The sequence below is a fragment of the Streptomyces neyagawaensis genome, from assembly GCF_023516595.1.
In the GTDB taxonomy this organism is placed as follows: Bacteria; Actinomycetota; Actinomycetes; order Streptomycetales; family Streptomycetaceae; genus Streptomyces; species Streptomyces neyagawaensis.
The window spans coordinates 37,534-50,361 of record NZ_JAMGBG010000008.1 but is presented as its reverse complement, the minus strand read 5'-3'; the positions used below and the strand labels follow the sequence as shown (position 1 = coordinate 50,361).

Here is a 12,828-nt window from a genome sequence, read left to right as displayed (position 1 = left end):
GAGAAGGAAGGTTGCCGTGTGCCACCCTTCGGTGAAACTGGGACACCGGCGGACCTGGGCGGGCGGGGGCATGAAGGACACGGGCATCGGGGACGGCGGCGACGTCGGGGAGAGCGGCCGCATCAGAACCTTCCCCTTCCCGGCGGACCTCAGCCTCTCCGGTGTCGGCATGCAGGTCGGCCCGATGGACGACCGCCGCACCTGGCACGCGGACGTCCCCCTGGAACGGGTGCACCGCATCGACTTCCACGTCGTGATGCTGTTCGACCACGGCCCCGTCACCCACATGGTCGACTTCACCGAGTACGAGGCGGACGCGGGCGATCTGCTGTGGATCCGCCCCGGACAGGTGCATCGCTTCTCACGCACCACCGGGTACCGCGGGACCGTCCTCACCATGCAACCGGGCTTCCTGCCCCGGGAAACGGTCGAGGCCACCGGCCTCTACCGCTACGACCTGCCGCCGCTGCTCCGCCCCGACCAGGCCCGACTCGCCGGCCTGCGCGCCTCACTGGCGCACCTGGAGCGCGAGTACGTCGACACCGCCACCCTGCCGCTCGGCCTGCACACCGCCGTGCTGCGGCACTCCCTGACGGCGTTTCTGCTGCGTCTGGCCCATCTGGCGGACAGCTCGGCCGAGGCGGCACCGAGCCACCACGACACGACGTTCACCCGCTTCCGGGATGCCGTGGAGCGGGAGTTCGCCACCAACCACAGCGTCAGCGCGTACGCCGACGCCCTCGGCTACTCGCGCCGCACCCTCGTGAGGGCGGTGCGCGCGGCCACCGGGGAGACCCCGAAGGGCTTCATCGACAAGCGGGTGGTCCTGGAGGCGAAACGGCTACTGGCCCACACCGACCTGCCCACGGGCCGTGTCGGCGCGGCGGTGGGCTTCCCCGACTCGGCGAACTTCTCCAAGTTCTTCCAGCTGCACACCGGGACGACGCCGGTGGCGTTCCGGGCGGAAATGCGCTGACCCCCGCGCCGTACGGGCGACGCACGGGGGGCGCCGTCCACGGGAAAGGGGCCCCGCCCGTGGACGGAGCCCCTCCCCGTGGGGTTCAGTTGCCCTTTCAGCAGCTCTCAGCGGCTCTCAGCGGCCGAAGTTGAACCAGTTCACGTTCACGAAGTCCTGCGGCTGACCGCTCGTGAAGGTCAGATACACGTCGTGCGTCCCGGTGACCCGGCTGATGTTCGCGGGCACCGTCCGCCAGGACTGCCAGCCCCCGGTGTTGGCGAGGGCGAAACTGCCGACGGGGGCGTTGGAGCGGCTGTCGAGGCGGACCTCGACCAGTCCGCTCACGCCGGCGTTCGCCCCGCTGGCCACCCGGGCGACGAACTGCGTGGCCCCCGTGGAGCCGAAGTCGACGTTCTGGTACAGCGCCCAGTCGCCGCCCGCGAGGGAGCCGATGTTCTGGCCGCCGCCGGAGTCGGACGTGCTCTCGGTGCTGACCCCGCTCTGACCGTTGAACGACTCGGCCTGGATGGCGCTGTACGCGTCACGGGTGCCCGACGGCGGGGGAGTGGTGGTGCCTCCGGCCGCCGACAGCACCTGGACGTAGTCCACCACCATGGGGACCCCGGAGCGGGTGTCGCCGTCCAGCCCACCGCCGAACGCGTCGGGGAAGGCGCCGCCCATGGCCACGTTGAGGATGATGAAGAAGCCGTGGTTGGTGGCGTTGGTCCAGGTCGTGGCGTCCACCTGGTTGGCGTTGACCGAGTGGAACTGTGTGCCGTCGACGGAGAACCGGATCGTCTCCGGGGTCACCGAGCGGTCCCACTCCATGGTGTAGGTGTGGAAGCCCGACTGGCAGGTGGTGCCCGGGCAGGCGGTGGAGCTGCCGATACCGGTCGTCTCGTTGCACGGGCCGCCGGGGTTGGTGCCGCAGTGCATGGTGGCCCACACCTGGTTGCGGCCCTGGACGTTCTCCATGATGTCCAGCTCGCCGACGCTCGGCCAGTTCTGGTAGTTGCCCCGGTAGGGCGCGCCCAGCATCCAGAACGCGGGCCAGTAGCCCTCGGCGGCCGTGCCCGTCACGTTCGGCGTCTGGAGCCGGGACTCGACCCTCAGCTTGCCGCCGGCCGGGGGCTGGAAGTCGGTGCGGTTGGTCTCGATGCGGCCCGAGGTCCATCGGCCCGCGGAGTCGCGCAGCGGGGTGATGCGCAGATTGCCGTTGCCGTCGAGCGAGACGTTGGAGGTGCTGTTGGTCATCGTCTCGACCTCGCCGGTGCCCCAGTTGGCGGGTCCGCCGGGGTACGAGGTCCCGGTGGCGTACTGCCAGTTGGAGGTGTTCACACCGGTGCCGGCCGAGCCGTTGAAGTCGTCGAGGAAGACCTGGGTCCAGCCGGAGGGCGGGGTGGGGGCGGCCCCCTGCGCGGCGGTCGCCCCCGCCGTGGCCAGCGCCACCGCGCTGACGACGGCGAGGAGCACGCGCCGGAGCGGGCGGCGACGACGACGCCCGACGGGTATGCCGGAGGGTTCACTCATGGCGGCCTCTTTGGGGTGGGGAGTACGGAGTGAGGTGCGCGGGTGGAGAACGCTCTGCTCGGTCCCGTTCGTTGAGAGCGCTCTCAGAAGAGGAGCGTGCGGCCAATGTGCGCTCCGCCGCCGCGGCCGTCAAGAGTTAAAGCGGAGAAAGTGCTTGCGGGAAGGGCGAGTTCACCCTGTGAAGGCGGCGGCGTCGCGGGGGTGGTTTTGCACGGACGCTGTGAGCGGACCGGAACATATTCGGTGGCTCGGCTCCCGGCCGAGCCGCTAGCTTCGCCCCCATGGTGGACACTCACGGCACGTGTACGGATCGATTCACGCCGGTGCGCTCGGCGTTGGCCGCCTCGCTGGCCGACAAGGACGTCGGGGCCTCGGTGGCGGTGTTCGTGGACGGTGAGCCGGAGGTCGACCTGTGGGGCGGCCACGTCGACGCGGACCGCACGATCCCCTGGCAGCGGGACACCCTCACCAACGTCTGGTCCAGCACCAAGACGATGACCGCGCTCTGCGCGCTGATCCTCGCCGACCGCGGCGCCCTCGACCTGGACGCGCCGGTGGCCGCGTACTGGCCCGAGTTCGCCGCCGTGGGCAAGGAGGGCGTACGGGTGAGCCATCTGCTCTCCCACACCGCAGGGCTGCCCTTCTTCGACGCGCCGACCACGCTGGAGGACCTCTACGACTGGCCGACGGTCACCGCCCGGCTCGCCGCGCAGGCGCCCGCCTGGGAGCCCGGCACCGACGCCGGGTACCACGCGGTCACCCAGGGGTATCTCATCGGCGAGGTCGTGCGCCGGGTCACCGGCCGCAGCCTCGGCACGTTCTTCGCCGAGGAGGTCGCCGGGCCGCTGGGCGCCGACTTCCACATCGGCCTCGGCCCCGAGCACGACCAGCGGGTCGCGCCGATCCTCCCGCCGCCCTCCTCCCCGCCCCGCGGGGGCCCGAAGCCCAACCCGGAGATCCCGCCGGCCACCGCCAACACCCTCGCCTGGCGGCGCGCCGAGATCCCGGCGGCGAACGGCCACGGCAACGCCCGCTCGATCGCCGCGGTCCAGTCGCTGCTCGCCTGCGGCGGCGAGGCCCGAGGCGTGCGGCTGCTCTCGGAGAAGGGGTGCGAGCGGGTCCTGGAGGAGCAGTTCGACGGCACCGACCGGGTCCTCGGCGTACCGATGCGCTGGGGCCTGGGCTACGGCCTGAACGGCGGCCAGCTCCCCAACCCCCGCACCTGCTTCTGGGGCGGCTGGGGCGGCTCCCTCGTCCTCGTCGACCTCGACGCCCGGATGTCCGTCGCCTACACGATGAACCAGATGATCGACAACGGCGGCATCGGCGACGACCGCGCGTTCCTGATACTGGCATCGGTCTACGAGGGACTCATGGCCTGAGAAACCCGGCACGGCGCCCGGTGCCGGCGCGGGCGGCCCTCAGGAAGGCGGGGCGGACGGCGGCGTCGGCCGGGGCGTGGATACGGCGGAGCGGCCCGGGATCAGGGATCCCCGGCCGCTGCCGCCGCTGTTGACGCCGCCGCGGCCCGCCCTCGGCGTCGACGCCTCGTCCGGCTGCCAGCCCAGGGCTCGGGAGATGCCCCTCGCCGCGACCCGTACCGCCGGGGTCAGCACCGGGACCTGCGCGCCCGCCTGGGGCACGACCACCGACACGGCGGCGACCACCGCCCCGCCCGGTCCGCGGACCGGCGCCGCCACCGACAGCGCGTCCTCCGTGACCTGACGGCTGCTCACCGCCACGCCCGTGCGCCGGACCTCCGCCAGCACCCGGCGCAACCGGGCGCCGTCGGTGAGGGTGTACGGCGTGAAGGCGGCCAACTCCCCCTGGCAGTAGGTCTCCTGGGCCGTGGGGTCGTCGTGTGCGAGCAGCGCCAGCCCCACGCCCGTCGCGTGCAGCGGCCAGCGCGCGCCGACCCGGATGTGGACGCCGACGGCCGACCGCCCGGAGAGCCACTCGATGTAGACGACCTCGTCGCCGTCCCGCACGGCCAGCTGCACGTTCTCGTGCGTCGCCTCGTACAGGTCCTCCAGGTACGGCAGCGCGATCTGCCGCAGCGCGAGTCCGCGCGGGGCGAGCGCCGCGATCTCCCACAGCCGCAGGCCCACGTGGTAGATCCCGTCCGCGTCCCGTTCCAGGGCGCCCCACTCGGTGAGCGCGCCCACCAGCCGGTGCGCCGTGCTGAGGGTCAGCCCGGCCCGGCGGCTGATGTCCGTCAGGGACAGCGCCGGATGGCCGTGGTCGAAGGCGGCCAGCACGGCGAGCAGCCGCTCCGGGGCGGAGCGCGCGGCCCCCGGCTCCGGCAGCGCGCCGGCGGTCATCGGCACCGGATCACCCCAGCCCGGCCTCGGCGACCTTCTGGAGCAGGACGTGGAGCGCGTCGCGCTCGGCGGTGTCCAGCGGCTCCAGCAGCTCGTCGGTGACGCGCCGGCCGGCCTCGTCGGTGTCCCGGAGGAAGGCGCGGCCGTCCTCGGTCAGCACCACGATCCGGCTGCGGCGGTCGTCGGGGGAGGGGCGCCGCTCGGCGAAGCCCAGCTTCTCCAGGTCGTCCACCAGGCCGACGATCGCGCTCGGGTCGTAGCCGAGGGACGCGCTCAGCTCCCGCTGGAGCGCGCCCGGCGTGGTGGTCAGGAAGCGCAGCAGCGCGTAGTGGCGCAGCCGCAGCCCCGACTCCTGCAACGAGGCGTTGAACAGCTGTCCCGAGCGCTGTCCCAGGCGGTACAGCAGATAACCCGTGTCCGCGTGCAGCCCGCGCATCCACGGCTCACGCGCGTCGATCGAGGCGGAGTTCTGAGTCTGCTGGCCGGCGATGGCGGGCTCCCTGGTCGAGGCCCCCTGCGGGGCGGCGCGTGTGGTGCTGCTCCACAGGATGCCCCAAAGACCTCGGCTCAACAACTATTGACGTCAACAACTATTGCTCTTAACTTCGATTTCGAAGCCGCGCAGCCATCCGCGCTGTCACTCCGAAGGGACCCCACTCGTGCCCAGCATCGATCTCACCGGCAAGGTCGCCGTCGTCACCGGCAGCGGCCGCGGCCTCGGACTCGCCTACGCCCAGGCCCTCGCCGCCGCCGGTGCCTCCGTGGTCGTCAACGACATCGACGAGGCCGTGGCCGAAGCGGCCGTGAAGTCCATCACCGAGGCGGGCGGCACGGCCGTCGCCGAGGTCGTCCCGGTCGGCACCACCGAGGCCGCCGACCGGCTGGTGGGCCGCGCCGTGGAGGCGTTCGGGCGGCTCGACATCCTCGTCACCAACGCGGGCATCCTCCGCGACAAGGTGCTGTGGAAGATGTCCGACGACGACTTCGACGCCGTGATCACCACCCACCTCAAGGGCACCTTCACCTGCGCCCGCGCCGCCGCGATCCGTATGCGCGAGCAGGGCGAGGGCGGCTCCCTGATCCTGGTCGGCTCCCCGGCCGGCCAGCGCGGCAACTTCGGGCAGACGAACTACGCCGCCGCCAAGGCCGGCATCGCCGCCTTCGCCCGCACCTGGGCGATGGAGCTGGGCCGCGCGAACATCACGGTCAACGCGATCATCCCGGTCGCCGCCACCGCGATGACCGAGACCATCCCGGTCTTCGCCCCGTACGTGGAGGCCCTGCGCGAGGGCAAGCCGTTCCCGGACTTCCTGCGCAAGGGCGAGGGCTTCGGCACCCCCGAGGACTGTGCCGCCCTGGTCCCGTTCCTCGCCTCCGAGGCCGCCCGCGGTGTCACCGGCCAGGCCATCGGCATCGGCGGCGACAAGGTGGCACTCTGGTCGCACCCGCAGGAGATCAAGACGGCGTACGCGAACGGCGGCTGGACGCCCGAGGCGCTCGCCGACGTCTGGCCGACCTCGCTGGGCGCCGAACCGCAGACCGTGGGCATCCCCGCCCCGAAGATCCCGGAGGCGTGATGAGCACCGCAGGTCCCGCCATGAACGTGGACGAGCTGGTCGCGATCGACGTCCACACCCACGCCGAGGTGTCGTCGAAGAAGGGCACGTCGTCGCTGGACGACGACCTCCACGACGCCTCCTCCGCCTACTTCAAGGTCGAGGGCAAGCGCAAGCCCACCCTGGAGGAGACGGCTGCCTACTACCGCGAGCGGAAGATGGCCGCCGTGATCTTCACGGTGGACGCCGAGTCCGCGACCGGCACCGAGCCCGTCCCGAACGAGGAGGTCGCCGAGGCGGCCGCGGCCAACGCGGACGTGCTGATCCCCTTCGCCTCCATCGACCCCTTCCGCGGCAAGGCCGGGGTGAAGCAGGCCCGCCGGCTGGTCGAGGAGCACGGGGTGAAGGGCTTCAAGTTCCACCCCAGCATCCAGGGGTTCTTCCCCAACGACCGCTCGGTGGCCTACGACCTGTACGAGGTCATCGAGGAGACCGGCACCATCGCCCTCTTCCACACCGGGCAGACGGGCATCGGCGCGGGCGTCCCCGGCGGTGGTGGCATCCGGCTGAAGTACTCCAACCCGCTGCACGTGGACGACGTCGCCGCGGACTTCCCCCACCTGAAGATCATCCTGGCCCATCCGTCCTTCCCCTGGCAGGACGAGGCGCTGGCGGTGGCCACGCACAAGCCGGGCGTCCACATCGACCTGTCCGGCTGGTCCCCGAAGTACTTCCCGCCGCAGCTGGTGCAGTACGCGAACACCCTGCTCAAGGACAAGGTCCTCTTCGGCTCCGACTACCCCGTCCTCACCCCCGACCGCTGGCTCGCCGACTTCGAGAAGCTGACGATCAAGGACGAGGTCAAGCCGAAGATCCTCAAGGAGAACGCCGCCCGGCTGCTCGGGCTGACGAAGCCGTGACCACACCGTGAGGGACACCCCCATGTGCAACGACGGACAGGGGCACAGACATGCGCAATGAGGGACTGGGGTCGTGGCCCGCCCGGCGGGCCCGCAAGACCCCGCAGCGCACCGCGCTGATCCACGGCGACACCAGCATCACCTACGCGGAGCTGTACGAGCGCACCACGCGCCTCGCGCACGCCCTGCGCGCCTCCGGCGTCCGGCGCGGCGACCGCGTCGCCTACCTGGGGCCCAACCACCCCTCGTACCTGGAGACGCTGTTCGCCGCCGGCACCCTCGGCGCGGTGTTCGTCCCGCTCAACACCCGCCTCGCCGGGCCCGAGATCGCCTACCAGCTCTCGGACTCCGGCGCCAAGGCCCTCGTGTACGCGCCCGGGTTCACCGGGCTCGTCGCGGGGCTGCCGGGTGGCACCGACGTCCGTACGTACGTCGAGACCGGCGCCGAGTACGAGGCGCTGCTGGCCGGGGCGGAGGCCGAGCCGATCGACCAGCCGGTCATCGCCGACGACACCTGCATCATCATGTACACCTCGGGGACGACCGGCCGCCCCAAGGGCGCCATGCTCACGCACGGCAACATCATCTGGAACGCCGTCAACGTCCTCGTCGACCAGGACGTCATCGCCGACGAACGCGCCCTGGTCTCCGCCCCGCTGTTCCACACCGCCGGGCTGAACATGCTCACCCTGCCCGTGCTGCTCAAGGGCGGCACCTGCGTCCTGGTCGAGTCGTTCGTGCCGGAGGCCACCTTCGACCTGATCGAACGGCACCGGATCACGTTCATGTTCGGCGTGCCCACCATGTTCGACCAGGTGGCCCGGCACCCGCGCTGGGCCGACGCGGACCTGTCGTCGCTCAGGATGCTGTCCTGCGGCGGCTCCCCGGTGCCGACCCCGCTCATCGCGAAGTTCCAGGAGCGGGGCCTCACCTTCCTCCAGGGCTACGGCATGACGGAGGCCGCGCCCGGCACGCTCTTCCTCGACGCGGAGCACGCCGTGAGCAAGGCCGGTTCCGCGGGCGTCCCGCACTTCTTCAGCGATGTGCGGGTCGTACGGCCGGACATGACACCGGTCGACGTGGACGAGCCCGGCGAGGTCGTGGTGCGGGGCCCGCACGTCATGCCCGGGTACTGGGGCCTGCCGGAGGAGACAGCCGCGGTGTTCGCCGACGGCTGGTTCCGCAGCGGCGACGCCGCCCGCGTCGACGAGGACGGGTACGTCTTCATCGTCGACCGCATCAAGGACATGATCATCTCCGGGGGCGAGAACATCTACCCCGCCGAGATCGAGGACCAGCTCCTCGCCCACCCCGACATCGTCGAGTGCGCGGTCATCGGCGTACCCGACGACAAGTGGGGCGAGGTGCCGCGCGCGGTGGTCGTCCCGCGCGAGGGCTCCGCCCTCGACCCCGACGAGGTGCTGGCCTCCCTGGCCGGGCGGCTCGCCAAGTACAAGATCCCCAAGTCGGTCGTGATCGCCGAGGAGCTGCCCCGCACCGCCTCCGGCAAGTTGCTGAAGGCCCGGGTGCGCAAGCGCTACGGCAACAGCTGACCCGTCATCAACTCTTCTCGAAAGCAGGGAACATGAGCATCACCGTGAACGGCATCGACGAGCTGAAGAAGCTCGGCGGCAGCGACCTCGGCACCAGCGAGTGGATCGAGGTCACCCAGGAGCGCATCAACACCTTCGCCGACGCGACCGGGGACCACCAGTGGATCCACGTCGACCCGGAGAAGGCCGCCGAGGGCCCCTTCGGCGCCCCCATCGCGCACGGCTACCTGACCCTGTCGCTGTTCATCCCGCTGTTCACCGAGCTGCTGGACGTCGAGGGCGTGTCGACGAAGGTCAACTACGGCCTGAACAAGGTCCGTTTCCCCTCCCCGGTGAAGGTCGGCTCCAAGATCCGCCTCGTCGGCAGGCTGGCCTCGGTGGAGGACGTCCCGGGCGGCGTGCAGATCACCGTCGACGGCACCATCGAGATCGAGGGCGCCCCCAAGCCCGCGGCCGTGCTGCAGAGCCTGTCGCGGTTCTACGCCTGACGAAGCGCCCCGGACCGGGGCCCCTCGGCTACGCCACAGGGCGGAGCACTCCCCCATGGGTGCTCCGCCCTGTGGTGTGAATTCAGCCACTGACATCTCCTGGTGGCGCAGGGTGGTTCGTTCTCCGACGACCCGAGGCTGGCCGTCGCCGACACGGTGCGACAAGGGTTTCCGCGCAGCTGGGACGCTGGGACGGCCGTCACACGACCGGCCTGCGGCGTTCTCCGGCCGCTGGGACGGCGCTGGGACGGGACCACAAACGGATCCCGGTCGTCCGCCCGGAAGTGGCTGGAGTTTGCCGGGTTCCGGCCGTCTGTTTCTGGCACAGTGTGCTCGGGCGCGGGGATCGGGGGATCCAGGGGGGCGCCTCTCATCCGTGAACACACCGCGCCGCCGTCCGACCACGTGCGGCGCCGCCGTCACGCGCGGCAGCAAGGGGAAAAAGGGGGGACGCCCGTGTCCGAGTGCACGGAGTCCGAGCGGTTCGCCGCATGTCTGCGCTCGCTCAAGGAGCGCTCGGGACTCAGTTACGCGGCCCTCGCCGCGAAGGCCGGAACCAGCGGGTCCAGCGTGCACCGCTACTGCCTGGGCGGTTCGGTACCGCAGGACTACGGCACCGTCCACCGGCTGGCCGTGGCCTGCGGGGCGACCCCGGAGGAACTGCGGACACTGCACCGCCTGTGGGCCCTGGCGGACGCCGCCCGGGAACCGGAGCCGACGCCGTCGGCGGCGGAACCGGAGAACGCTGGGCGGGAGCCGCGGCCCGCCGAGTCGGAACCGCTCGCCCCCGCGCCGGAACCGAAGGCCGCGCGGCAGGCGCCGCAAGCCGCCCGGCCGGCCTCGGAATCCTCGCGGCCCGAGCAGCCGGCCGCCCGGCGGGCCTCGGAATCCTCTGGGCCGGAGCGGGAGCCTGAGCCTGAGCCCGACTTGGTGCCGGAGGCCGGCCGACAGGGGCCGGGCACAGGGGTGTCCGAGGCGCCGCACGGGACGGTGGACGCGTCCGTGGCCGCATCCGGGACCGGGACCGGGGCCGGGGCCGTACGGTCCGGTGGGCGACGCGGACGCGTCGCCCTGGCCGTCGGCCTGGTCGTGCTGTTCCTCGGCGGAATGGCCTGGACCCTGCCGTCCCTGGGCTCGGCCGAGGACGGCGACGGCCCGGACAAGAGCGCGGCCGCACCGGGGAAGAAGGACAGCCGCACCCTCTTCACCCCCGCCTGCCGGGAAGTGGTGGCCATGGGCCAGCACGACACCTGCGTCCGCGAGGTGCAGCGCCTGCTGGAGGACAAGGGCGCGGTCATCGGGGTGGACGGCGACTTCGGCCCGCAGACCCTGCGCCGCGTGACCGCCTTCCAGGTGATCGCCGGGATCGAACCGCCCAACGGCGTGGTCGGCGACACCACCAAGCGGGCGCTGTACGCGTCCGAGGCGCGTATGAACACCTGGACACCGGACAAGGTGCGCAAGCGCATCCGCGAGGTGTTCACCGAGGAGCCGGACCGCGCGGTCGCGATCGCCGACTGCCAGTCGTTCCTCGACCCGCTGCACATCCTCCCGAACACCAACGGCACCCGGAACTGGGGCCTGTTCCAGATCTCCGACGCCCGGCTGAGGGACCTGAAGGGCACCCCGCGCCAGGCACTCGACCCGGAGTGGAACATCCGCGCGGCCAAGCGGCTGTGGAGCGAGGACCGCGACTTCCACGACTGGCCCCACTGCGACCGGGCGTTCAGCCCGAGTCCGTCACCGTCCCGGTAGGGGCGACGCACCGAGGAGCGCGGGGGCCGCCGGACCGTCACCGGTCGTACGGCCCCCCGCGCCCTCACGCGGACCCGACGCTCACCGCACGTCCACGAACACCGGGTTGGTGTAGAACCACGTGTCCTGCCACGGGTCGCCGTCGCCCGGGGTGTGCGGGATCGGGCCGTTGGGGTCGACGGAGGCACACAGGTAGCCCGCGCCGTTGCGGTTGCCGTCGCTGCCCCGCAGCCGCAGGTAGAACGGCTCGTCGCCGACGGTGATCGGCACGCGCAGGGTGTAGGTGCCCTCGCGGCCGCTGACGTCCTTGGTGTGCACGACGCGGGTGTCCGGCGCCCGCCAGGAGTCCCGGTCGGTCACCGGGCCCCTGACCGTGCCCCGGATGACGTCGACATGGGCCAACTCCGGGAGGATTCCCCGCGGGTTGCGGCGGGAGGCCGTGGTCACGGTCACCGTCAGGGTGAGCTTCTCGCCCTTGCGGGCGTGCAGCCGGCCGCCGAGCGTGACGCCCCGGCCGGGGGTGCGGTCCCGCTTCACCCGGACCTCCAGGCCGTCCAGCAGATGGCCGTGGTCCAGCCAGACGCGGCCCGCCCGCAGCCCCGCCATCACGGCACGGTAGCCGTACCGGGTGACACCCACGTGGGTGCGGCTGAACTGGCCGGGCCAGAAGTCGCTGCCGGGCTGCGGGGTGTCCGTGTTCACCGGGTCGGGCAGCCTGCCGGTGGTGTCGAAGTTCTGCCCGGCGGGCCAGTCGCCGTTCTTCCAGGTGTCGAACACGATCCGGTGGGCGTCCGAGTTGGTGGTGATCGAGAACAGCCGGCCCTCGGCGAGCAGGGAGTCCCACAGGCCGCCCACGGTCGCCGTCGACCAGTCGAAACCGCCGTACGTGAGGTACGCCTCCGCCGGGTAGCCGGGCCAGGACTGCGCGGACGGCTTGTTCTCGTACTCGCCGCGGATGGAGTTCGCGCCCCGCCAGCCGGGAATGGCGGCGCCCTGGGCGCCGGGCGCGCCCTCCATGCCGATCATGATCTCGGGGGCCGCGTCCCGCCAGGCGCGCAGTTCGTGAGGGGAGTCGATGCCGAGCCGCAGCGGGTGGTTGGCGAGGACCAGCACGTCGTCGACGTACCCCGAACGGCGCTGTTCCGCGAGCCACCGGACGGCCTTGACGGCGTGCGCCTCGTTGCGGGCGGTGTCCGCGCCGCCCACGGAACCGTCGGTGTAGCCGAGCAGTTTGCCGTCGTACGCCCGCTCGAAGCCAGTGAGCAGGTCGACCTCGTGGGGGCCGGGCGTCGTGAAGACCGTGCAGTGCTCGGCGGCCGGGATGTACCACTCCAGGCCCTGGAAGATCAGCTGACGGGGGTTCTCGGCGCGGGCCCGGAGGATCTCCCGGTGCTCCAGCGCGGCCCCGAAGTCGGCGTGCCCGAAGTTGGAGTGCTCCGTGAACACCATCCAGTCGAGGCCGTACTTCGCGCCCGCCGCGGCCAGTTGGGAGAACGTGTACTTGGCGTCGTGGCTGTACACGGAGTGGATGTGGTGGTCGCCGACGAGATAGGCGAGGCGGGGGTCGTCGCCCCCGTGGTGCCCGGAGTCGGCGGCCGCGGGTGTCGCCAGGGAGCCCAGCGCGAAGGCCGCGCCGAAAAGGCCCGAGGCGCGCAGGAGCCCGCGGCGCGACAGGCCCTGCGCGTCGAGATCGGCGGGGGAGACGGACGGATCGGCCCAGACGGGCAGTTGCTGCTCGGACATGGTC

The 12,828-nt window shown here is 71.9% G+C and carries 11 protein-coding genes; 7 read left to right on the top strand and 4 right to left on the bottom strand.

Annotation, left to right across the window (positions count from 1 at the left end; translation table 11 throughout):
• The first annotated feature begins 70 nt into the window (after nt 1-70).
• Nucleotides 71-976, top strand: a complete 906-nt coding sequence (locus M8J73_RS04640) for a helix-turn-helix domain-containing protein (RefSeq protein WP_055539503.1) — start codon at nt 71-73, stop codon at nt 974-976.
• Between the two features lie 117 nt (nt 977-1,093).
• Here the strand turns inward: M8J73_RS04640 and M8J73_RS04635 are convergent, their stop codons facing one another.
• On the bottom strand, nt 1,094-2,488 hold the full coding sequence (locus M8J73_RS04635; RefSeq protein WP_055539496.1) for a glycoside hydrolase family 16 protein: 1,395 nt from the start codon (nt 2,486-2,488) through the stop codon (nt 1,094-1,096).
• A 281-nt stretch (nt 2,489-2,769) separates the two neighbouring features.
• Between M8J73_RS04635 and M8J73_RS04630 the strand changes: the two genes are divergently transcribed.
• Nucleotides 2,770-3,870 (top strand): serine hydrolase domain-containing protein, encoded by a 1,101-nt coding sequence (locus M8J73_RS04630; protein WP_249828276.1) that lies wholly within the window; start codon nt 2,770-2,772, stop codon nt 3,868-3,870.
• Between the two features lie 39 nt (nt 3,871-3,909).
• On the opposite strand, the gene M8J73_RS04625 is transcribed toward M8J73_RS04630, so the two are convergent.
• Together M8J73_RS04625 and M8J73_RS04620 are read right to left on the bottom strand one after the other, a co-directional pair.
• The gene (locus M8J73_RS04625) at nt 3,910-4,809 is read right to left on the bottom strand and encodes an IclR family transcriptional regulator (protein WP_055538248.1); all 900 of its coding nucleotides are present in this window, start codon (nt 4,807-4,809) and stop codon (nt 3,910-3,912) included.
• A gap of 10 nt (nt 4,810-4,819) precedes the next feature.
• Nucleotides 4,820-5,245 (bottom strand): MarR family winged helix-turn-helix transcriptional regulator, encoded by a 426-nt coding sequence (locus M8J73_RS04620; RefSeq protein ID WP_055538247.1) that lies wholly within the window; start codon nt 5,243-5,245, stop codon nt 4,820-4,822.
• Nucleotides 5,246-5,468: 223 nt separating this feature from the next.
• Between M8J73_RS04620 and M8J73_RS04615 the strand changes: the two genes are divergently transcribed.
• The 5 genes from M8J73_RS04615 (at nt 5,469) to M8J73_RS04595 (ending at nt 11,081) form a co-directional block, all read left to right on the top strand.
• Entirely contained in the window at nt 5,469-6,386 is a 918-nt protein-coding gene (locus tag M8J73_RS04615) for an SDR family NAD(P)-dependent oxidoreductase (RefSeq protein WP_055538246.1), read from the top strand.
• 20 nt (nt 6,387-6,406) lie between these two features.
• Nucleotides 6,407-7,285, top strand: a complete 879-nt coding sequence (locus M8J73_RS04610) for an amidohydrolase family protein (RefSeq protein WP_055538249.1) — start codon at nt 6,407-6,409, stop codon at nt 7,283-7,285.
• Between the two features lie 50 nt (nt 7,286-7,335).
• Entirely contained in the window at nt 7,336-8,838 is a 1,503-nt protein-coding gene (gene menE / locus M8J73_RS04605; RefSeq protein WP_055538245.1) for an o-succinylbenzoate--CoA ligase, read from the top strand.
• 32 nt (nt 8,839-8,870) lie between these two features.
• Nucleotides 8,871-9,326 carry a MaoC family dehydratase gene (locus tag M8J73_RS04600; protein ID WP_055538244.1) on the top strand — a complete coding sequence of 152 codons (456 nt, stop codon included), beginning with the start codon at nt 8,871-8,873 and terminating at the stop codon, nt 9,324-9,326.
• 456 nt (nt 9,327-9,782) lie between these two features.
• On the top strand, nt 9,783-11,081 hold the full coding sequence (locus tag M8J73_RS04595) for a helix-turn-helix domain-containing protein (protein WP_055538243.1): 1,299 nt from the start codon (nt 9,783-9,785) through the stop codon (nt 11,079-11,081).
• A gap of 81 nt (nt 11,082-11,162) precedes the next feature.
• Here the strand turns inward: M8J73_RS04595 and M8J73_RS04590 are convergent, their stop codons facing one another.
• Nucleotides 11,163-12,824, bottom strand: a complete 1,662-nt coding sequence (locus tag M8J73_RS04590) for a PHP domain-containing protein (RefSeq protein ID WP_055538242.1) — start codon at nt 12,822-12,824, stop codon at nt 11,163-11,165.
• Between the last annotated feature and the right edge of the window lie 4 nt (nt 12,825-12,828).

Excerpts from the sequence above, each read along its gene's own strand:
- M8J73_RS04640 (WP_055539503.1), top strand. The coding sequence starts at position 71 with ATGAAGGACACGGGCATCGGGGACGGCGGCGACGTCGGGGAGAGCGGC.
- M8J73_RS04635 (WP_055539496.1), bottom strand. The coding sequence starts at position 2,488 with ATGAGTGAACCCTCCGGCATACCCGTCGGGCGTCGTCGTCGCCGCCCG.
- M8J73_RS04630 (WP_249828276.1), top strand. The coding sequence starts at position 2,770 with ATGGTGGACACTCACGGCACGTGTACGGATCGATTCACGCCGGTGCGC.
- M8J73_RS04625 (WP_055538248.1), bottom strand. The coding sequence starts at position 4,809 with ATGACCGCCGGCGCGCTGCCGGAGCCGGGGGCCGCGCGCTCCGCCCCG.
- M8J73_RS04620 (WP_055538247.1), bottom strand. The coding sequence starts at position 5,245 with ATGCGCGGGCTGCACGCGGACACGGGTTATCTGCTGTACCGCCTGGGA.
- M8J73_RS04610 (WP_055538249.1), top strand. The coding sequence starts at position 6,407 with ATGAACGTGGACGAGCTGGTCGCGATCGACGTCCACACCCACGCCGAG.
- menE (WP_055538245.1), top strand. The coding sequence starts at position 7,336 with ATGCGCAATGAGGGACTGGGGTCGTGGCCCGCCCGGCGGGCCCGCAAG.
- M8J73_RS04600 (WP_055538244.1), top strand. The coding sequence starts at position 8,871 with ATGAGCATCACCGTGAACGGCATCGACGAGCTGAAGAAGCTCGGCGGC.
- M8J73_RS04590 (WP_055538242.1), bottom strand. The coding sequence starts at position 12,824 with ATGTCCGAGCAGCAACTGCCCGTCTGGGCCGATCCGTCCGTCTCCCCC.